This window comes from Vibrio sp. F13, assembly GCF_020806305.2.
GTDB lineage: Bacteria > Pseudomonadota > Gammaproteobacteria > Enterobacterales > Vibrionaceae > Vibrio > Vibrio crassostreae_C.
This window is the reverse complement of the sequence record NZ_CP170175.1, coordinates 1,766,540-1,785,372: the sequence shown is the minus strand read 5'-3', so window position 1 is coordinate 1,785,372 and position 18,833 is coordinate 1,766,540. Positions and strand designations below refer to the sequence as shown.

At 47.2% G+C, this 18,833-nt stretch carries 17 protein-coding genes; 14 read left to right on the top strand and 3 right to left on the bottom strand.

Translation table 11 applies throughout. The features are described 5' to 3' along the window. The first annotated feature begins 66 nt into the window (after positions 1–66). The 4 genes from rsmB to LMH68_RS08125 all read left to right on the top strand — a co-directional run bounded on the left by rsmB (position 67) and on the right by LMH68_RS08125 (position 4,977). The gene (gene rsmB, locus LMH68_RS08140) at positions 67–1,347 is read left to right on the top strand and encodes a 16S rRNA (cytosine(967)-C(5))-methyltransferase RsmB (protein ID WP_017067183.1); all 1,281 of its coding nucleotides are present in this window, start codon (positions 67–69) and stop codon (positions 1,345–1,347) included. A gap of 109 nt (positions 1,348–1,456) precedes the next feature. After that, positions 1,457–2,833 carry a Trk system potassium transporter TrkA gene (trkA, locus tag LMH68_RS08135; RefSeq protein ID WP_004735766.1) on the top strand — a complete coding sequence of 459 codons (1,377 nt, stop codon included), beginning with the start codon at positions 1,457–1,459 and terminating at the stop codon, positions 2,831–2,833. 96 nt (positions 2,834–2,929) lie between these two features. Then, positions 2,930–4,375, top strand: a complete 1,446-nt coding sequence (locus tag LMH68_RS08130) for a TrkH family potassium uptake protein (protein WP_017077319.1) — start codon at positions 2,930–2,932, stop codon at positions 4,373–4,375. A gap of 26 nt (positions 4,376–4,401) precedes the next feature. After that, positions 4,402–4,977: a DUF3157 family protein gene (locus LMH68_RS08125; protein ID WP_136982685.1), complete on the top strand. Its 576-nt coding sequence runs from the start codon at positions 4,402–4,404 to the stop codon at positions 4,975–4,977. Here the strand turns inward: LMH68_RS08125 and trhA are convergent. Together trhA and LMH68_RS08115 are read right to left on the bottom strand one after the other, a co-directional pair. After that, positions 4,974–5,627: a PAQR family membrane homeostasis protein TrhA gene (gene trhA / locus LMH68_RS08120; RefSeq protein WP_229648150.1), complete on the bottom strand. Its 654-nt coding sequence runs from the start codon at positions 5,625–5,627 to the stop codon at positions 4,974–4,976. The two genes, LMH68_RS08125 and trhA, sit on opposite strands and share 4 nt — an antisense overlap. Positions 5,628–5,783: 156 nt before the next feature. Next, positions 5,784–6,575 (bottom strand): sporulation protein, encoded by a 792-nt coding sequence (locus tag LMH68_RS08115; protein WP_017058778.1) that lies wholly within the window; start codon positions 6,573–6,575, stop codon positions 5,784–5,786. A gap of 283 nt (positions 6,576–6,858) precedes the next feature. Between LMH68_RS08115 and LMH68_RS08110 the strand changes: the two genes are divergently transcribed. The 6 genes from LMH68_RS08110 (at position 6,859) to LMH68_RS08085 (ending at position 11,977) form a co-directional block, all read left to right on the top strand. After that, the gene (locus LMH68_RS08110; protein ID WP_004739323.1) at positions 6,859–7,026 is read left to right on the top strand and encodes a hypothetical protein; all 168 of its coding nucleotides are present in this window, start codon (positions 6,859–6,861) and stop codon (positions 7,024–7,026) included. A 131-nt stretch (positions 7,027–7,157) separates the two neighbouring features. Next, on the top strand, positions 7,158–7,421 hold the full coding sequence (locus LMH68_RS08105) for a YihD family protein (RefSeq protein ID WP_009848104.1): 264 nt from the start codon (positions 7,158–7,160) through the stop codon (positions 7,419–7,421). Between the two features lie 326 nt (positions 7,422–7,747). Further along, entirely contained in the window at positions 7,748–9,166 is a 1,419-nt protein-coding gene (ccoG, locus tag LMH68_RS08100) for a cytochrome c oxidase accessory protein CcoG (RefSeq protein ID WP_017058780.1), read from the top strand. Positions 9,167–9,239: 73 nt separating this feature from the next. After that, positions 9,240–10,226 (top strand): serine/threonine protein kinase, encoded by a 987-nt coding sequence (locus LMH68_RS08095; RefSeq protein ID WP_017058781.1) that lies wholly within the window; start codon positions 9,240–9,242, stop codon positions 10,224–10,226. A gap of 55 nt (positions 10,227–10,281) precedes the next feature. Beyond that, positions 10,282–10,881, top strand: a complete 600-nt coding sequence (locus tag LMH68_RS08090) for a thiol:disulfide interchange protein DsbA/DsbL (protein WP_017063015.1) — start codon at positions 10,282–10,284, stop codon at positions 10,879–10,881. A gap of 139 nt (positions 10,882–11,020) precedes the next feature. Continuing rightward, positions 11,021–11,977 carry a DUF2860 domain-containing protein gene (locus LMH68_RS08085; RefSeq protein WP_017066751.1) on the top strand — a complete coding sequence of 319 codons (957 nt, stop codon included), beginning with the start codon at positions 11,021–11,023 and terminating at the stop codon, positions 11,975–11,977. A gap of 62 nt (positions 11,978–12,039) precedes the next feature. Here LMH68_RS08085 and LMH68_RS08080 read toward each other — a convergent pair whose 3' ends face one another. Then, positions 12,040–13,563 carry a YifB family Mg chelatase-like AAA ATPase gene (locus tag LMH68_RS08080; RefSeq protein ID WP_017058783.1) on the bottom strand — a complete coding sequence of 508 codons (1,524 nt, stop codon included), beginning with the start codon at positions 13,561–13,563 and terminating at the stop codon, positions 12,040–12,042. Positions 13,564–14,044: 481 nt separating this feature from the next. Here LMH68_RS08080 and ilvG point away from each other — a divergent pair, with 481 nt between their 5' ends. From ilvG to ilvD, 4 genes are read left to right on the top strand one after another with little or no spacing between them, the layout of a single operon-like run. After that, entirely contained in the window at positions 14,045–15,691 is a 1,647-nt protein-coding gene (gene ilvG / locus LMH68_RS08075; protein WP_102321080.1) for an acetolactate synthase 2 catalytic subunit, read from the top strand. A gap of 1 nt (position 15,692) precedes the next feature. After that, on the top strand, positions 15,693–15,977 hold the full coding sequence (gene ilvM, locus LMH68_RS08070) for an acetolactate synthase 2 small subunit (RefSeq protein WP_017055442.1): 285 nt from the start codon (positions 15,693–15,695) through the stop codon (positions 15,975–15,977). A gap of 12 nt (positions 15,978–15,989) precedes the next feature. Beyond that, positions 15,990–16,958 carry a branched-chain amino acid transaminase gene (locus tag LMH68_RS08065; RefSeq protein ID WP_017063017.1) on the top strand — a complete coding sequence of 323 codons (969 nt, stop codon included), beginning with the start codon at positions 15,990–15,992 and terminating at the stop codon, positions 16,956–16,958. A gap of 33 nt (positions 16,959–16,991) precedes the next feature. Beyond that, positions 16,992–18,833, top strand: coding sequence for a dihydroxy-acid dehydratase (ilvD, locus tag LMH68_RS08060; protein WP_065584155.1), 1,842 nt, complete (start codon positions 16,992–16,994; stop codon positions 18,831–18,833).

The window sequence follows — 18,833 nt, the reverse complement described above, 5'->3', positions numbered from 1 at the left end:
AGCTTAGAAAACCTTTACGAGGGCAGAGATGTCCTCATGTATTCAAATAAATATTCGGTACCCCTCATGAATGTTCGCGCTGCTGCTGCAAATGTCCTATTCCAAGTTGTCGATAAAGGCCACTCTCTTTCACACGCTCTCCCTGCGGCTCAAAAAACGATCCGTCCGCGAGACCATGCTCTACTGCAAGAGATTTGCTACGGCGCACTTCGTTATCTGCCTCGTTTAGAGTCAATCGCTAACGAACTGATGGAAAACCCGCTTAAAGGTAAAAAGCGTGTATTCCACCACCTAATCTTGGTGGGCATTTACCAACTAAGCTTCATGCGTATCCCTTCGCATGCCGCGGTTGCTGAAACGGTTGAGGGTACTAAGACACTGCGCGGTCCAAGCCTGAGTGGTTTGATCAACGCTGTGTTACGTAGCTACCTACGTGACCAAGAAGAACTAGACGAGAAAGCCGTTAGCCACAATGCAGGCAAATACGGCCACCCAAGCTGGATTCTAAAAATGCTTCAAGAGAGCTACCCAGATCAATGGGAGCAACTGGTTGAAGCAAACAACAGCAAGGCACCAATGTGGCTGCGCGTTAACCGCCAACACCACACTCGTGACGAGTATGTAGAACTGCTTAAAAACGAAAACATTGAATACACATTGCACCCAGAAGCAGCTGATGCCATAAAATTAGCTGTACCTTGTGATGTTACTTTGCTTCCTGGCTTCGACAGGGGTTGGGTATCAGTGCAAGATGCTGCCGCTCAGCTTTCGGTTGATTACCTAACACCAAAAGATGGTGAGCTGATCTTAGATTGTTGTGCTGCACCAGGTGGTAAAACGGCACACATTCTTGAGCACACTCAAGATACTGAAGTGGTTGCGATTGACTGCGACATCAAACGTCTAGACCGTGTTTACGATAACCTTGAGCGCCTACAACTGCGTGCCGACGTAATTTGTGGTGATGCTCGCTACCCTGAAGAGTGGTGGATGGGCGATAAGTTCGACCGTATCCTACTTGATGCACCTTGTTCAGCGACTGGCGTAATTCGCCGTCACCCTGACATCAAGTGGCTACGTCGTGCATCTGACATTGATGCGCTGGCTGAACTGCAAAGCGAAATTATGGATGCAATGTGGCGTCAGCTGAAAGAAGGCGGCACCATGGTTTATGCGACATGTTCTATCACGCCGCAAGAAAACGTGCTGCAAGTGAAAGCATTCCTAGCACGTACTGAAAACGCAACGCTGGTTGGGTCTGATATCGAAAATCCGGGTCGTCAAATACTACCTGGAGAAGAAGATATGGATGGCTTCTACTACGCAGTTCTAGTAAAACAGGCATAACAACTAACAGCGGCTAAGAATTTATTTCTTAGCCGCTGTTTCTTTCTAGTGCATTATCAAAACAAAGTTAGATAACTAGAATTACCACGGTAAAGAAAAGAGAAAGGCTATGAAGATCATTATCCTAGGTGCTGGACAAGTTGGCGGTACCCTTGCTGAAAACCTGGTTGGTGAAAACAACGACATCACCATTGTCGACCGTAATGCTGACCGACTTCGTGAACTTCAGGATAAGTACGACCTTAGGGTTGTAAACGGTTATGCCAGCCACCCAAACACACTACGTGAAGCGGGTGCGCAAGATGCCGACATGTTGGTTGCCGTAACTAACATGGATGAAACCAACATGGCTGCGTGTCAGGTTGCTTTCTCTCTTTTCAATACGCCGAACCGAATTGCTCGTATTCGTTCTCCTCAATACCTAGAAGAGAAAGAAGCGCTATTCAAATCAGGTGCCATCCCAGTCGATCACCTGATCGCACCCGAAGAACTAGTGACCAGCTACATCGAGCGCCTGATTCAATACCCAGGCGCACTGCAGGTTGTGAGCTTTGCTGAACAGAAGGTTAGCCTAGTAGCAGTAAAAGCCTACTACGGTGGTCCACTGGTGGGTAACGCACTGTCTGCTTTGCGTGAGCACATGCCGCACATTGATACCCGTGTTGCCGCTATTTTCCGTCAAGGTCGCCCTATTCGCCCACAAGGCACCACCATCATTGAAGCCGATGATGAGGTTTTCTTTGTGGCAGCGAGTAACCATATCCGCTCAGTAATGAGTGAGCTACAACGCCTAGAGAAACCGTACCGCCGCATCATGATTGTCGGTGGTGGTAACATTGGTGCAAGCTTGGCAAAACGCCTTGAGCAGAGCTACAGCATCAAGCTTATCGAGCGCAGCTACACTCGTGCCGAAAAGCTGTCTGAAGAATTAGAAAACACCATCGTCTTCTGTGGCGATGCGGCAGACCAAGAGCTGCTAACCGAAGAGAACATCGATCAAGTGGACGTGTTCATTGCCCTAACCAATGAAGATGAAACCAACATCATGTCAGCAATGCTGGCGAAGCGAATGGGTGCCAAGAAGGTAATGGTACTGATTCAGCGTGGTGCTTACGTAGACCTTGTTCAGGGTGGCGTGATTGATATTGCTATCTCTCCACAGCAAGCGACCATTTCTGCGCTGCTTACTCACGTTCGTCGTGCTGATATTGTTAACGTATCATCTCTACGTCGCGGCGCTGCAGAGGCGATCGAAGCCATTGCTCACGGTGACGAAACCACATCGAAAGTGGTTGGCCGAGCGATTGGCGACATCAAGCTACCACCGGGCACCACTATTGGTGCGATTGTTCGCGGAGAAGAAGTACTCATCGCGCACGATAGAACCGTAATCGAACAAGATGACCACGTAGTGATGTTCCTAGTGGACAAGAAATACGTACCTGATGTTGAGTCTCTATTCCAACCGAGCCCGTTCTTCTTATAGCCTTGTTCTCGTAAGTATCTTCTCGCAACCTTCTTCTTGTGAGAACGACGCTCCGGCACAAAGCTGTAATCAATTAAAGCTATGGTCTATTAAGCTATGGTCAACTTTCGTCCGATATTATTAGTGATAGGGTTAGTGTTATCAAAACTCGCCCTTTTCATGTACATCCCCACATTGGTTGCCTTTTTCACAGGCACCGGTGGCTTCCTCGAGTTTGGTCAATCGGTAGTGATCACGCACATTGTGGCGTTCATCTGCTTGAGCTTAGGGCGCTCCGCTAAGTTCCGACTTGGGGTGCGGGACATGTTCCTGATCACCTCTCTGGTATGGACGATAGCCAGTGCCTTTGCTGCACTGCCGTTTGTCTTCATCAACCACATCAGCTTCACTGACGCCTATTTTGAAACCATGTCTGGTATCACCACAACAGGCTCAACCGTATTAAGCGGCTTAGACAGCATGGCACCAAGCATTCTGTTGTGGCGTTCTATATTGCAATGGTTAGGTGGCATCGGCTTCATCGTTATGGCGGTAGCGGTTCTGCCAATGCTCAACGTCGGTGGTATGCGCCTGTTCCAAACCGAATCATCCGACTGGTCAGATAAAAGCAGCCCACGAGCAAAAACGGTCGCGAAGAACATCGTGGCGGTTTATCTGGTTCTGACTGGCTTGTGCATCATTAGCTATCTCTTTGCAGGCATGGGCATCTTTGACGCGATCAATCATGCCTTCACAACACTGTCTACGGGTGGTTACTCAACATCAGATGGCTCGATGAACCACTTCTCTAACAGTGCTCACTGGGTGGGAACCCTGTTCATGTTCCTTGGTGGTCTGCCGTTCCTACTGTTCGTTAGCGCACTGCGTGGCAGAAAACTCTCAATCCTCTACAAAGACGCGCAAGTGAGAGGCTTCACCTATCTATTCTTAGTCACCAGTGCCGTGATATCGACATGGTTGGTGGTTAGAGATGGCTACACGGTCATGGATGCGATGCGTGTTTCGATGTTCAATATTGTGTCAGTCGTAACCACAACCGGTTTTGGCTTAGAAGATTTCACCGCGTGGGGCGCTTTGCCTACCACGCTGTTTGCCTTTTTAATGATGGCGGGCGCGTGCTCAGGTTCAACCTCTGGTGGTATCAAGATCTTCCGCTTCCAGATCGCGATGACCATGCTTCATAAGCAGATGATGAAACTGATTCACCCGTCGGGCGTGTTTGTTCAACGCTACAATCAGCGACCGGTGAATGACGATATTGTGCGTTCACTAGTCGCATTTGGTTTGATGTTCTTTATTACGATTATCTTAATTGCAGGTGGCTTGAGCGCGATGGGGCTTGATCCCGTGACCAGTATATCTGGCGCTATCACAGCCGTTGCCAACGTTGGTCCTGGTATGGGCAGCGTTATCGGTCCAACCGGGAACTTTGCTCCACTGCCCGACGCCGCTAAATGGTTGCTAAGCTTAGGAATGCTGATGGGGCGACTCGAGATATTGACGCTCATTGTTCTATTTTTCCCAGCCTTTTGGCGACGTTAACCAAGCACAAAATCAAGGAAACACAGATGAAATCATACGTACTTCTCGCTAGCGCATTGCTCGCAAACTCAGTATTCGTAAGTTCTGCCTTTGCTGATCAAATGGTCACCTTGCCTGATGGCAAGCAAGTGTTACTCAAAGATGATTTTACTTGGCAATACGTGGCACCAAAGCAAACGGAAGCAGCAACGACAACATCAGAGACTGCAGTGCCTGTCGTAGCCGTACCTGTCGCAACGAACACGCGTGGCACTACGATTGTGGTTAATAGTAAAAAGCCAAGCTTACAGCTGTCTCAGTCAGGAGTGGATGTTGTACTGGGTGCAAGTCGCTATGAAGACGGTGAGCTTATCATTCCGACAGCCATCACTAACCAAGGCACTCAAGCGGTCATTTTGGTATCACTTAACATCAGCGTATTTACTGCAGAAGGTGAGTTGTTGGCAGAAGAAGAAGTTGCTGTGTGGAAATCAATCAAACGAATGGCCGACACATACCTACGACCAAAGACGGGTGAAGAAGGCAAGCTCATCAAGCTCGACCTAGAACAACACCCTGAATATCAGATTAAAGCTGAGATTACTGAGGTGCTGACTCGTTAAACCGGAGTCACGTACAGATAGATAGCGAAGAAATGGCAAGCGCAGCCCGCCAACACAAACAAATGCCAGATGGCATGATTGTAAGGGATGCGTTTTGCCACATAGAAAATCACACCCAACGAGTAAATCACGCCACCGAGTGCTAGTAGCACCAAACCACCCATCTCGATATTCATCGCCAGTTGATAAACCACAATCAGCGATAACCAACCCATCGCCAAGTAAGTCACCAATGACAAACGCTTAAATCGGTAGACGAAGGCAATCTTCATAATGATTCCGACTAGCGCGATACCCCAAATCACTGCCATCAAACCCATCGCCAATGGTGTTCTTAAACTCACCAATAAAAATGGCGTGTAACTGCCAGCGATCAATAAGTAGATCGCACAGTGATCGAGAGTTTTCAGTAATCGCTTGGTCTTTTCTGTGGTGATCGAGTGATAAAGCGTGGAAGCGAGAAAGAGTAGGATAATACTGCTGCCATATGCCGCCATACTCGCAATAGTCAGTATGTCGGCTTGATGGTCAAACGCACGAATCAGCAGCAGGATTAAACCAACCACGCCAAGCACAACACCCAAGCCATGGGTTATCGCATTGGCGCGTTCTTCGATGTCACTGTATTCGCTCGCCGATGATGCAGACATGATTATCCTACTAGAGTAAATGTTCGATTTGCCTAGTATTGCACATTAAGCTTACACGTGTAAGCTTAAATTTTTATGACATCTTTTATGACATTAATAACGCCTAAACGGTGTGATGAAGCTAAGGTCTCTAAAGCTACAGAACCAAAGAGCTAACTAAGATGCGTTGTCTAGATACTCAAGTACCATCTTGCCCGCATCTTGTGGTGACGTATCCAATGGCACACTCAATTGACGCTGCAGTTGGCCAATGCCTAACAAGCTCGCCAACATGCCTTTTGCACCATCGCGATTACGGTCTATCTCAAACCACAACTTAAGCTCGGTTTCATCACGATGAGCAACCACTTCCAGTTCACGCCAGCGGCCATGATATGGACCAGTGGTAGGGACAAACTCAAACTCTTGAACAAATGGCAGTTCAAAGCCCTCTACTGCTTCGCACTCAACTTGGCGAATGCGTAAACCTTGAGCTTCTAGTTCATTAAAAATACCATCAAGAAGTGCATCTGGGCGAACCGTTAAAATATCCTTATCCGATGGATCAATCGCCATCGCAATATCGAGCCCGGTTTCTAGCCACACCTTTGAATCACCAATCGTGACAGGTGTGTTCAGCGGGACATCAAACTCACATTCAAAATCACGGGTTTCACCCGGCTGAATAACAAAGGCATACGGCAGGCTCCATTTGGCCAACGAGTATGTCTGGTGCATTCGACGTGTTTGACCGCCCTCTTGCCTTTGCGAATTCATAGTAATTTCTTTGACGTAACGACAGCACAAGTTGAGATCGATATTGTCGATCTCTTGTGGCTGAGCGCCACCATAGACATGCACAATAATGCTCGCCTTCTTGCCTGGATAAAGCACTTCCTGTTGCAATACAGAATCCACCTTGGCAGATCCAATTCCAAAACTTGCTAACGTTTTCTTTAAGAACGACATATGCACCTCCTTTAAAGCATCATCTTAAGCCTGAAAGAGGTTCAAACTCAAATATACTGCTCACACTATTTTAGCTCTAATATCGTCTATTTATCACTCAGGCGTCGATCGATAACTTAGATAGTGATAATCTAAGCCTTGATATGCATGCATATCATTATCCTGATTTATTCTTCGGATTGGCGAAAGCCAGACGAGTGACGCTTCAAGCAATTGAGGTGGAGCTCATGGTAAATCAGGCCATTAGATTGGCAATGGATATGCCTGACCGTTAGGTAAATTAATGCGCCCAACAGCTGTCAGGTTCTCGCACACCAACCGTAGTGCGATGCGTCGTCGTAGTGGCTTTGTTGCTGCTCCAACGGCTAAGAAATTGGCTCCTACAATGACTCTAGTTGAGAAGACTGCTTTATTAGCACCGACTACAACGAAAGTGATTAAAGCCGCTTAACAAAAAGCGCAGTTTTTACTGCGCTTTTTTCTTGCCCGCTCCCATCTTGAAATGTGTTTACACATTGGTATTCCCTACCCGATTTGATACCTTAGCCACAAATCATTATAAAATTTGTGGAGAAATAAAGTATGAAGTGTCACCGCATTGAAGAACTGCTTGAACTGATGGAGCCTGAGTGGCAGAAAGATCAAGAGCTTAACCTATTAGAGTTCATCATTAAGCTATCAAAAGAAGCGGGCTACCAAGGCAAGCTTGAAGAACTGACTGACGATGTTCTTATCTATCACCTAAAAATGCGCAACAGCGAAAAAGATGAGATGATCCCGGGCCTGAAAAAAGACCAAGAAGATGATTTCAAAACCGCAATTCTAAAAGCACGTGGCCTTCTTTAGTCGCCCGTTAGTTTAGAGCTCAATTGCCGTATAGATAAGACACTCAATTTTAAAAAGCGACCACCAGGTCGCTTTTTTGTTTCTGTTCGCTATTTTTTCGTCACAACTGTTATGACTTTTGTTGTTAAAGGTTGATAGCGTTAAAGAAATGAGAACAAGATTGTCGCTATAATCGCCATCCATAAGAATCTTCTAAAATAATAAGAGTGAGTGCGATAACAACAAATGCACCAAGCTCAATTTCAACAGGTTCTCTAAACCATACTTTCAAGTAATGTCGTCATGCCCGACTTAACCGGGCAAACAAGCCACAAAAAGGATAGTCCATGAGTCAGGATAAAATCGATATCAAAGATGTGACTCCTAAAACCTTTAACCCGAAAACACATAAAGGTAATGGAGATCGATTTAACCCAAGTAACCGAATCTATGTTCGAGAAAGCAAAGGTAAATTCCAACAACTGCGTCGCTATGGCGGTTGGTTCTTACTTTTACTTTTTGCGCTTATCCCATGGATTCCCTTTGGTGAACGTCAAGCGATCTTGCTCGATATCGGCAGCCAACAGTTCAACTTCTTTGGCACCACCTTATACCCGCAAGATCTGACCCTACTCGCGATCCTATTTATGATTGCCGCGTTTGGCCTGTTTTTCATAACCACCTTCTTAGGCCGTGTCTGGTGTGGCTATTTATGCCCACAAACCGTCTGGACCTTCATGTATATCTGGTTCGAAGAGAAGCTAGAAGGCGCTGCCAATAAGCGAAGAAAACAAGACTCGGGCAAACTGACGAGCAATTTAATCCTCAGAAAAACCCTCAAACACATTGCGTGGTGGGCGATTGCCATTGCGACGGGCTTAACCTTTGTTGGTTACTTCATCCCAATCAAAGAGTTAGTGGTTGGCTTCTTTACCTTTAACTCGTCTTTCTGGCCGGTGTTTTGGGTACTGTTCTTTGCTGGATGTACTTATGCCAATGCGGGTTGGATGCGTTCAATTGTTTGTCTGCACATGTGTCCTTACGCGCGTTTCCAGTCGGCAATGTTCGATAAAGACACCTTCATCGTTGGTTACAACACAGAACGTGGTGAAAGCCGTGGCCCTCGCTCTCGTAAAGCCGATCCAAAAGAGCTTGGTCTAGGCGACTGTATTGACTGTAATCTGTGTGTACAAGTGTGCCCTACGGGTATCGATATCCGTGACGGCCTGCAATACGAGTGTATTAACTGCGGCGCGTGTATTGATGCCTGTGACAACACGATGGAGCGTATGGGCTATGAGAAAGGCCTGATCAATTACACCACCGAGCACAGACTTGAAGGTCACTCGACCAAGGTAATGCGTCCCAAGCTGTTGGGCTATGGCGCTATCTTGATCGTGATGCTGGGCTTGTTCTTCGCCCAAATCGCGAGCGTTGATCCTGCCGGCCTAAGTGTTCTGCGTGACCGAAACCAACTGTTTAGAGTCAATAACCAAGGGTTGGTTGAAAACACCTACACCTTGAAAGTGATCAACAAGACTCAACAAGAGCAAGAGTACAAACTCGGTGTTAGCGGACTGCCCGATTCTATCTGGTATGGTAAACAGACGATTACTGTCGATCCAGGCGAGGTTTTGAACCTACCTATCAGTTTAGGCGCCGACCCAGAAAAACTGAGCTCACCAGTTTCGACAATTCAGTTTATACTCTCGGATAATGAAGAGTTTACGATGGAAGTCGAAAGCCGCTTTATCAAGAAGCTCTGATACCCGCACCTTAGTGCTTGGTATAACAACCCAATAAATGGAAAAAGGCTCAGTAATGAGCCTTTTTTATTCTATGACGATGCAAGCCTTTAACTTTGATAACCTGACTCCTGACTTCATGTGGTACGCACTGGAGAGCATTGGAGTTCGTGCTGAATCCGGGCTTCTCGCTCTCAACAGCTACGAAAACCGGGTGTATCAATTCACCGATGAAGACCGTAAGCGCTACGTCGTTAAGTTTTATCGTCCGCAACGCTGGAACAAGGCACAGATCCAAGAAGAGCATGACTTCGCACTCGAGCTTATCGAGCAAGAGATGCCGGTTGCGCCTCCAATGCGAATCAACGGTGCAACCTTACATGAATACCAAGGCTACCTATTTGCACTATTTGAAAGTGTTGGCGGCAGACAGTATGAAGTTGACAATCTAGATCAATTGGAAGGCGTAGGACGCTTTCTTGGTCGTATTCATAAAGCCAGCGCGGGAAGAACATTCCAGCATCGCCCGACCATCAGCTTAGATGAATACCTTTATCAGCCACGTAAGATTCTAGAGAACTCTCAGTTTATCCCGACGCACCTAGAAAATGCCTTCTTCAATGACGTTGACCTTCTGATCAAAGAGCTAGAGAGCCAGTGGCCGAGCAACATTGAGAATATCCGCCTGCACGGTGACTGCCACCCTGGCAATATTTTGTGGCGCGATGGGCCAATGTTCGTCGATCTTGATGACGCACGTAACGGCCCTGCGATACAAGATCTGTGGATGCTGCTCAATGGCGAGCGCCAAGATAAGCTGATGCAACTGGATATTTTGCTAGAGAGTTACCAAGAGTTTTGCGATTTTAATACCGCACAACTGAAACTAATCGAACCACTACGCGGTCTACGTATGGTGCATTACATGGCATGGTTGGCGAAACGATGGCACGATCCTGCGTTTCCTCTGGCCTTCCCGTGGTTTAATGATCCGAAATATTGGGAGCAACAAGTACTTGCTTGTAAAGAGCAAATTGCTACCCTGCAAGAGCCACCACTTTCGTTAATGCCTCAGTGGTAACAGCAATCGCAACATACAACTAGATAAAAATTCAAACATAATGGAGATTGGATAAATGAAAAAGCTATTCGCATTTTTCTCATTGATCATGTTGAGCCTTACCGCTCACGCTGCGAAATTTAACGAAGGTGAACACTACAAAGTTCTCGACCTAGAAGCATCAAAAAAACCAATGGTGACAGAGTTCTTCTCTTTTTACTGCCCACACTGTAATAGCTTTGAGCCAATCATCCAGCAGCTAAAACAACAGCTACCTAAAGACGCTAAGCTACAGAAGAACCATGTTTCATTCATGGGTGGCAACATGGGTCTGCCAATGAGCAAAGCTTACGCGACAATGATTGCACTGAAAGTTGAAGATAAAATGGTGCCAGTGATGTTTAACCGCATCCACACAATGAACAAGCCACCACGTGATGAAGAAGAACTGCGTCAAATCTTCCTAGACGAAGGCGTTGATGCGAAGAAATTCGATGCTGCGTATAACGGCTTTGCTGTAGATTCTATGGTTCGTCGCTTCGACAAAGCATTCAAAGACAGCGGCCTTTCAGGTGTACCCGCTGTTGTGGTTAACAACCGCTACCTAGTAGAAGCTCAAGGTATCAACTCTCTTGATGAGTACTTCGAGCTCGTGAACTTCTTATTAAAGAAGTAAGCCATTGATGAAAGGAAGCTTCGGCTTCCTTTTTTTTGCTAGTTCAAAAATCATTATTGATAAATAATTAACCTGGAAGTTTAAAGCTTTACTGCTATTAATAACCCGTCCTAAGAACCGGTGGGCAAGGAGCCCTTGAATGAAAATAAAAATAACTCTCTTGGCATTGAGCGTTGCGGCTTCTCCCGCTTTTGCCAAGCTTGCAGACCAACAAGGTTTCAGTGGTGAAATCTCTCTCAATACCGGGGTTACCTCTTCCACCTCGAACTTTAATACCGATGCTGATAGCAATCTTTCATCCACAGATCAGAAGGCTTCTTCGGAAAGCTCTTTTCTGGTTGCTCCTTTAGGTAGTGTTGCTTATACCTTTGGTGAAAAGCTAAACCATCAGGTATACACAGGTACCGCGCGAGATGATGTAGCAACAGGTACTGTAGTTCTCGAAGTCGGTTACAAATACCAACTTGAGTCAGGCATGGTGATCGACGCTTCACTGCTGCCAACCATTATGTCTGGTGAAACTTGGGCTGATCCATACAACACCACATCAGCTCGCACCAAGACCGATGAAACTGGCAATGCGTTTCGTTTGAAGCTAAGCAACATTGCGGGCTCAGCTTTCTCGCTAGACATGGCCTATGCGACCAAAGATGTCGACAAGGATGATATTCAAGATCAAGAGCTCAAACGAGATGCCAATACTCTCTACTTGAAAGGTCAATATCGCCTGCCACTTAGTCGTACCATGATGCTTATTCCATCCGTCATCTATCAAACACGTGATGCTGATGGTAAAGCTGAATCTTACGACCAATTCGGTGGTGAGGTAAGCTTGTTTGGTGGCATGGGGCGTCACAAGTACGCACTAACAGCGGGTTACAACCAACGCTCTTACGATGCGAGCAACCCGATCTACGACAAGAAACGCAGCGACGACAATATCAACCTATTCGCCGCCTATGAGTATGATCAATTCATGGATTGGGAAAACTGGTCGTTTATTTCACTGGCAGGCTACGGCACCAGCGACTCGAACATTACCTTCTACGACGAGTCTCAATATATAGTTTCAGTTGGCTTGAACTACAAGTTCTAACCTTAGCGAGTATGAACTGCAATCCAACGAAAGCCTGCATCTAAGCAGGCTTTTTCTGCTTGCTAGACAGCTTGAGCCGTGAGTTGTTTCAGCAAGCGATCCATCGCGCGATAGCCTAGCGCTTCTGATAGATGTTTCTTTTCGATCTGCTCGTTACCGTCAAGGTCGGCAATGGTTCGTGCCACCTTAATAATTCGATGATAAGCACGAATCGATAAACCCAAGCGATGTAGTGCTGTCTCAAGAAACTCTGCATCTTCGCGTCGCAGTGGGCAATACTTCTCAATTTCTCGGCTACCTAACAGTGCATTCGATTTATGGTTGCGAGATAGCATTAACTCTCGCGCCTGCCTAACCCTTTGCTTAACTACTTGAGTGGTTTCACCGCGATCACCGCCTTCGGCCAACATTCCTTTTGGCAACAGAGGTATCTCCAATGACATATCGAACCTATCCAGCAAGGGCCCAGATAAGCGATTGAGGTAACGCAGGATGATCTGTGGGTTGGCGCGCGCCTGGTTACCTTCGTAATAACCCGTTGGACTTGGGTTAAGTGCACCGACCAATTGAAAACGCGCAGGAAAACGAGTCTTGCCCGCAGCACGGGAGATAATGATCTCGCCCGACTCTAGTGGCTCTCGTAATGAATCAAGCACCTTGCGCTCAAACTCCGGCATCTCATCTAAGAACAATAAGCCGTTATGCGCTAAAGAGATCTCTCCGGGGCGAGGCACCGAACCACCACCCACTAATGCCGCCATTGAACTGGAATGGTGAGGAGAGCGAAAAGGTCGTTGCTTCCAGTTGTATTGATTGATTTCTTGTTGCGTTAACGAGGCCACCGACGCGGTTTCCATCGCTTCGTCATCACTCATTTCAGGTAATAGGTCACGCAGTCGAGAAGCGAGCATAGTTTTTCCGGTTCCGGGTGGGCCAAGAAACAATAAGTTATGATTCCCAGCAGCGGCTATCTCTAGAGCTCGCTTTCCTTGTTGTTGGCCGATAATATCTTGTAGGTCGCGAAGCACTGAAACATCAGCCTGATGATGTTCCGTTCTATATAGCCCAAGCTGAGCCTGTCCACACATGTCAGCACAAACCTCCAACAAGGTTTGTGCAGATTTATGCGCTCCCTTGCCCACCAGCGCAGCCTGATCACCGTTATGATGTGGGACAACTAAGCATCGCTCTACACTGTCGGCGGCTAACGTCGCAGGCAAAACGCCCTTTACCGAGCGAAGTTCTCCTGACAATGCCAACTCACCGATAAATTCATGTTGAGCTATTTTTGATGTCGGAAGCTGATCTGACGCCACCAAAATCCCAAGCGCGATGGGCAGGTCAAAACGGCCACCTTCTTTGGGCAAATCGGCTGGGGCGAGATTGACCGTGATTCTTTTCGATGGAAACTCAAAGCGAGAATTGATGATCGCGCTTCTCACTCGGTCTTTAGATTCCTTGACCGTTGTTTCAGGTAGACCCACCAGCGTGAAGCCAGGCATTCCGTTGCTTATATGCACCTCAACGGTCACTTCTGGCGCCTCTACACCCACACTAGCTCGGCTATGAATTATCGCGAGTCCCATAACTTTCCTTTGTCTTTGATTTAAAAGTATTCGCTCTGGATATTCGTTGCTCACCAAAGCGATAAGGTTGTTATATAGCTTGGTGGAATGGTATTTTAATGTGAAAAAAGAATGACATTTCCCTTGTCATGCGGCAGATTTGTGTGATAACACTAGAGATGTAGACATTTACTGAAGACAATAAACGAGAAAACTCGAATATTATGATTTTTAACGCTCGCATTTACGCACTGATTAACCTGATTAACCTGATTATCGTAGTCATTATTAAGACTGCGCGGGGGCGAGTGGGAAGAAAGTAACCACGAATTAGAAAAAACCCCCGCACTGACAAGTCCGGGGGTTTTTTCTAATTTAAACATTCGATTTTTATATTTTTGAGCATTTTCGGCTTTGCCGATTTACAGGAAGAATGGGAGCACAAGATGTGCAGAGACAAAGGAAACAGTTACCAAAATAAAGGTAATACGGGAGAATTCCGATGAAAGGCGCAGAACTAGTCGTATCCGCACTCAAGCAACAAGGAATTGAGACCGTATTTGGTTACCCCGGTGGTGCCATCATGCCAATCTACGATGCACTCTATGACGGCGGGGTTGAACATATCCTATGTCGCCATGAGCAAGGCGCCGCTATGGCCGCGATCGGCATGGCTAGAGCAACACAAGATGTCGCTGTTTGTATGGCAACCTCGGGACCAGGTGCAACCAACCTAGTCACTGGCCTTGCTGATGCCTTTATGGATTCAATCCCATTGGTTGCTATCACAGGTCAGGTTGCAAGTTCCCACATTGGTACCGATGCATTCCAAGAAATGGATGTGATTGGTATGTCTCTGTCATGTACTAAACACAGCTACCTAGTAACTGATATTGAAGAGCTAGCTCCAACCCTCGCTGAAGCGTTTGTGGTAGCAAAGTCTGGCCGCCCTGGCCCGGTTATCGTCGATATCGCTAAAGACGTTCAACTAGCAGAAGCACCTGTTAACGCTCTTCCTGAATTTACTCCACCCGCAATTCCTGTTGCGACAACTGATGCCATTGAACAGGCACAGTACTTTTTGTCTCAAGCGACCCGTCCTGTTTTATACGTAGGTGGTGGTGTTCAACTTGCTAAAGCAACCGATGCGGTTCGTGAGTTTTTACGCCTAAACCCAATGCCAGCAGTAAGCACACTGAAAGGCTTGGGCACTATCGAACGTGACGACCCACACTACCTTGGCATGCTGGGTATGCACGGCACTAAAGCCGCTAACCTTGTGGTTCAAGAGAGTGACCTGTTGATTGTTGTCGGTGCTCGTTTTGATGACCGAGTAACTGGCAAACTCGATACCTTTGCGCCGCATGCTAAGGTTATCCATATCGATATCGATGCCGCTGAGTTCAGCAAACTGCGTCTTGCCAATGCGCCAATTCGCGGTGACATCAACAAGATCATGCCTCAACTAGAGCTAAGCCAAGACATCTCCTCTTGGGTTCATCACTCTGAAGGTCTTCGTAGCTCATTCAAATGGCGTTACGACCACCCTGGTGATCTGATTTTTGCTCCACTGCTGTTGAAGCAACTGTCAGACATGATGCCAGCAAGCTCTATCGTATCGACTGATGTGGGCCAACACCAAATGTGGGCAGCTCAGCACATTCAGCCTCGCGATCCACAGAACTTCATTACCTCTGCCGGTTTAGGCACCATGGGCTTTGGCTTGCCAGCTGCAATGGGTGCATCGGTTGGGCGTCCTGACGACCAATCTATACTTATCTCTGGTGACGGCTCGTTCATGATGAACATTCAAGAGCTTGGCACATTGAAGCGTCGTCAGATCCCAGTGAAGATGGTACTGCTTAATAACTCTCGTTTGGGCATGGTTCGCCAATGGCAATCGCTGTTCTTTGATGGCCGCCACAGTGAAACTATCTTAGATGACAACCCTGATTTCGTGATGCTCGCGAAAGCGTTCGATATCCCGGGCAAAACCATCACTCGTAAAGAAGAAGTAGAACCAGCATTGAAAGAGATGCTAGAGAGCAAAACCGCTTACCTACTTCATGTTCTTATCGATGAAGAAGAAAACGTATGGCCACTAGTACCGCCAGGTGCTTCAAACAGTGAGATGTTGGAGAACACATAACATGAAAAGATACCTATTAGACATCAAAGCCGATGATAAGCCTGTACTACTAGAGCGTGTTCTTCGTGTTATCCGCCACCGTGGCTTCATTGTTAAGCAAGTTGCGGGCACTCAAAACCACGAAAGCAAAGTGGCGAGTGTTGAGATCATCGTAGACAGTGACCGTCCGATCTCGTTCTTGGTAAACCAAATCGAAAAGCTGTGGGATGTACGTACCGTTGACGTTATCTCGATCAGCCGTAATGAACTGCCAAACAACAACTTACAACAAAAGATAAACGCATAAGGAACCGCAAACATGACAGCTAAAACAGCAGACTATATTTGGTTTAACGGTGAGATGGTTCCTTGGGCAGAGGCGAACGTTCACGTCCTGACTCACGCAATGCACTACGGTACTTCTGTGTTTGAAGGTGTTCGTTGTTACAACACACCAAAAGGGCCGGTTATCTTCCGTCACCCTGAACATGCTAAGCGCCTAAAAGACTCAGCAAAAATCTATCGCTTCCCTATTCCTTACACTGAGGAAGAAATTATGGAAGCGACTCGCGAAACGCTACGCCAAAATAAGCTAGAGTCAGCGTACATCCGCCCTCTAGGTTTCGTAGGTAACGTTGGTTTGGGTGTCTGCCCGCCAGAAAATACTGAGATGGAACTGATCATCGCTGCTTTCCCTTGGGGGTCTTACCTAGGCGAAGAAGCACTAGAAAACGGCGTTGATGCAATGATTTCTAGCTGGAACCGTGCCGCTCCAAACACGATCCCAACCGCAGCAAAAGCCGGTGGTAACTACCTATCTTCACTATTAGTTGGTGGCGAAGCTCGCCGTCATGGTTACGATGAAGGCATCGCACTGAGTGTTGATGGTTACCTTTCTGAAGGGGCTGGTGAGAACATCTTTGTGGTACGTAACGGCGTGCTATCCACACCACCAGCGACCAGTGCGATTCTGCCGGGTATCACGCGTGATTCGATCATGACACTAGCAAAAGACATGGGTTATGAGATCCGTGAAGAGAACATTGCTCGTGAAGCGCTATACCTTGCCGATGAAGTATTCATGACAGGCACAGCGGCGGAAATCGTTCCGGTTCGCAGCGTAGACAAAATTACAGTAGGTGAAGGCAAACGCGGTCCTATCACTGAAAAAGTTCAAGCGGCTTACTTTGGTCTATTCAATGGAACCACTGAAGATAAGTGGGGCTGGTTAGACTACGTTTACCCAGCAGACCAAACTTCAGAAAACCAAACGCAAACAACTAAGTAAGCAACAGCCAAATATTTTATAAGGATTTAAGCAATGCCAATCTATCGTTCAGCAACGACTACCCACGGACGCAACATGGCTGGTGCGCGCGCTTTATGGCGTGCAACTGGCGTTAAAGATGATGACTTCGGTAAGCCAATCATCGCAGTTGTAAACTCTTTCACTCAATTCGTACCAGGCCACGTTCACCTTAAAGATATGGGTCAATTGGTAGCAGGTGAAATCGAGAAAGCGGGCGGTATCGCTAAAGAATTCAACACCATCGCAGTTGATGATGGTATCGCAATGGGTCACGGTGGCATGCTGTACTCACTGCCATCACGTGAGCTTATCGCAGACTCAGTAGAGTACATGGTGAATGCTCACTGTGCGGATGCGATGGTATGTATCTCTAACTGTGACAAAATCACTCCGGGAATGATGATGGCTGCAATGCGCCTTAACATCCCAGTGATCTTTGTATCAGGCGGCCCAATGGAAGCAGGTAAAACCAAGCTTTCCGATCAAATCATCAAGTTAGACCTTGTTGATGCAATGATTCAAGGTGCCGATCCAACGATTTCTGATGAGCAAAGTGAGCAAGTAGAACGTTCTGCGTGTCCGACATGTGGTTCTTGTTCAGGTATGTTCACGGCTAACTCAATGAACTGTCTAACTGAAGCGCTAGGCCTATCTCAGCCTGGTAACGGTTCTATGCTAGCAACGCACGCTGACCGTGAAGAGCTATTCATCAATGCTGGTAAGCGTATCGTTGACCTGACTAAGCGTTACTACGAGCAAGATGACGCATCAGCACTGCCTCGTAACATCGCGAACCGCGCAGCCTTTGAAAATGCAATGGCTCTAGATATCGCAATGGGTGGCTCGAGTAACACCGTTCTTCACCTATTGGCAGCAGCTCAAGAAGGTGAAGTCGACTTTGATATGGGTGATATCGACGAGATGTCTCGCCGCGTTCCACACCTATGTAAGGTTGCGCCTTCAACACCTAAATACCACATGGAAGACGTTCACCGCGCTGGTGGTGTTATGGCTATCCTAGGTGAACTAGACCGCGCAGGCCTACTGAACAACCAAACTCGCACTGTACTTGGCCTAAGCATGCAAGAGCAGCTAGCTCAATACGACATCATGCAGACAGAAGACGAAGCGGTACTTAAGTTCTTCCGCGCGGGCCCAGCAGGTATTCGTACCACCAAAGCCTTCTCACAAGATTGCCGTTGGGATCGTCTTGATGACGACCGTAAAGAAGGTTGTATCCGTACTAAAGAGAATGCATTCAGCCAAGAAGGTGGCCTAGCCGTACTTTCAGGCAACATCGCCGTTGACGGTTGTATCGTTAAGACAGCAGGTGTTGATGAAGAGAACCTGAAATTCCAAGGTCCTGCTATCGTATTTGAAAGCCAAGATAGTGCTGTTGATGGCATCTTAGGTGGCAAAGTGAAAGCGGGCGAAGTGGTTGTTATTCGTTACGAAGGTCCTAAAGGTGGTCCGGGCATGCAAGAAATGCTTTACCCAACCACTTACCTAAAATCTATGGGTCTAGGCAAGTCTTGTGCTCTATTAACAGATGGTCGTTTCTCGGGTGGTACATCGGGTCTGTCTATCGGTCACGCTTCTCCAGAAGCAGCAAGTGGCGGTGTGATTGGTCTAGTAAACACTGGCGATATCATCACTATCGACATCCCTAGCCGTTCGATCACACTTGATGTGCCTGAAGCTGAACTAGAAGCGCGTCGTGTTAAGCAAGACGCACTAGGCTGGAAACCAGAAAACCGTCAGCGTGAAGTGTCTTTCGCACTGAAAGCTTACGCAAGCATGGCGACCAGTGCCGACAAAGGCGCCGTGCGTGATAAGTCTAAGCTAGAGGGCTAG

What these genes read in the sequence shown, in the direction of transcription:
- trkA (WP_004735766.1), top strand. Translation starts at nt 1,457, where the DNA reads ATGAAGATCATTATCCTAGGTGCTGGACAAGTTGGCGGTACCCTTGCT.
- LMH68_RS08095 (WP_017058781.1), top strand. Translation starts at nt 9,240, where the DNA reads ATGACGATGCAAGCCTTTAACTTTGATAACCTGACTCCTGACTTCATG.
- LMH68_RS08110 (WP_004739323.1), top strand. Translation starts at nt 6,859, where the DNA reads ATGCGCCCAACAGCTGTCAGGTTCTCGCACACCAACCGTAGTGCGATG.
- LMH68_RS08130 (WP_017077319.1), top strand. Translation starts at nt 2,930, where the DNA reads ATGGTCAACTTTCGTCCGATATTATTAGTGATAGGGTTAGTGTTATCA.
- LMH68_RS08105 (WP_009848104.1), top strand. Translation starts at nt 7,158, where the DNA reads ATGAAGTGTCACCGCATTGAAGAACTGCTTGAACTGATGGAGCCTGAG.
- LMH68_RS08125 (WP_136982685.1), top strand. Translation starts at nt 4,402, where the DNA reads ATGAAATCATACGTACTTCTCGCTAGCGCATTGCTCGCAAACTCAGTA.
- ilvG (WP_102321080.1), top strand. Translation starts at nt 14,045, where the DNA reads ATGAAAGGCGCAGAACTAGTCGTATCCGCACTCAAGCAACAAGGAATT.
- ccoG (WP_017058780.1), top strand. Translation starts at nt 7,748, where the DNA reads ATGAGTCAGGATAAAATCGATATCAAAGATGTGACTCCTAAAACCTTT.
- LMH68_RS08080 (WP_017058783.1), bottom strand. Translation starts at nt 13,563, where the DNA reads ATGGGACTCGCGATAATTCATAGCCGAGCTAGTGTGGGTGTAGAGGCG.
- LMH68_RS08085 (WP_017066751.1), top strand. Translation starts at nt 11,021, where the DNA reads ATGAAAATAAAAATAACTCTCTTGGCATTGAGCGTTGCGGCTTCTCCC.
- ilvM (WP_017055442.1), top strand. Translation starts at nt 15,693, where the DNA reads ATGAAAAGATACCTATTAGACATCAAAGCCGATGATAAGCCTGTACTA.
- ilvD (WP_065584155.1), top strand. Translation starts at nt 16,992, where the DNA reads ATGCCAATCTATCGTTCAGCAACGACTACCCACGGACGCAACATGGCT.
- LMH68_RS08115 (WP_017058778.1), bottom strand. Translation starts at nt 6,575, where the DNA reads ATGTCGTTCTTAAAGAAAACGTTAGCAAGTTTTGGAATTGGATCTGCC.
- rsmB (WP_017067183.1), top strand. Translation starts at nt 67, where the DNA reads ATGAATGTTCGCGCTGCTGCTGCAAATGTCCTATTCCAAGTTGTCGAT.
- trhA (WP_229648150.1), bottom strand. Translation starts at nt 5,627, where the DNA reads ATGTCTGCATCATCGGCGAGCGAATACAGTGACATCGAAGAACGCGCC.
- LMH68_RS08065 (WP_017063017.1), top strand. Translation starts at nt 15,990, where the DNA reads ATGACAGCTAAAACAGCAGACTATATTTGGTTTAACGGTGAGATGGTT.
- LMH68_RS08090 (WP_017063015.1), top strand. Translation starts at nt 10,282, where the DNA reads ATGAAAAAGCTATTCGCATTTTTCTCATTGATCATGTTGAGCCTTACC.